The sequence below is a fragment of the Enterococcus sp. 3H8_DIV0648 genome, from assembly GCF_002140655.1.
In the GTDB taxonomy this organism is placed as follows: domain Bacteria; phylum Bacillota; class Bacilli; order Lactobacillales; family Enterococcaceae; genus Enterococcus_A; species Enterococcus_A hulanensis.
In genome coordinates, this window is the sequence record NZ_NGLG01000001.1 from 826,139 (window position 1) to 827,148 (window position 1,010).

1 protein-coding gene is annotated in these 1,010 nt (G+C 37.8%); it reads left to right on the forward strand.

Features of this window, described 5'->3' with window-relative positions:
- The coding region (locus A5875_RS03855) for a C45 family autoproteolytic acyltransferase/hydolase (RefSeq protein WP_088932385.1) at nucleotides 1-867 on the forward strand (867 nt) is incomplete at its 5' end.
- Nucleotides 868-1,010: the final 143 nt, after the last annotated feature.

Consider the following 1,010-nt stretch of genomic DNA (forward strand, 5'->3'; position numbering starts at 1 on the left):
CTACCCTATTATAAAGAATTTTTCCCAGAGGTTATTGATGAAATCAAAGGGATAGCCGCTGGTCAATCAATCGAACCATCCTCGTTGTATCCTGTCCTTTTTTCTATGTATGCTCTTGTCAGAGTGACGAATTGTTCTAGTTTTATTGTTAAAAACGAACAAACCTTTTTGCTCGGCCGCAATAGCGACTTTCTAACAGCTATCGAAAAATTGTATATGAACTGTTTGTATACATTTAAAGAAACTGATTCCTATTCTTTTTCTGGTAATACAACAGCTTTTGTGGAAATGGAAGATGGGATCAATCAATGGGGATTGGCGGTCGCTCTTACGTCCGTTTTTCCTGACAGCATTAAGCCGGGAATGAATGTTGGTATGATTTTACGAATGCTGTTGGAAAAATGTCGGAGTGTGGAAGAAGCTTTGCCTCTGCTAGAGACCGTTCCGCGGTGTACTGCTGGGACACTAGTGCTGGCAGATACTACTGGAGAAGCTTGCGTAGTTGAGTTTACGAATGATCAGCTGGTTCATCATTCTCTAACGGAAAAAGGATATTGTTGTGCAACAAATAGCTTTCATTTACCAGAGATGCTGGAACGAAAAATAACAGTGGATGATGATTGGTTTGCAGAGGAGCGCTATCAAACATTGGAACAGTATTTATCGACGCACTATCAAAATATGAGCTTATCTGAGGGGCAAAAATTATTAGGCGGCGATTATGGATTTTTATGTCAGTATGATCGCAAAACGGGAAAAGATACTGTTTGGTCCTCAATTTATGATTTAAGAAATAAGCAGATTTATCGATGCGAAGGGAATCCATCACGAAAAAAATTTAAAGAAGATTCACGTTTTACTTTCTAATTTTAAAAGCAGAGCAGTCACAAAAGCCTGATCAAAAACTTTTGTGACTGTTTTTACGTACATAAACAACAGTAAGAAAATCAGATTATGCATAAAAAATAGAAGCGAGACATCGCAAAAAAAGATAGTTGTGATACAATAGC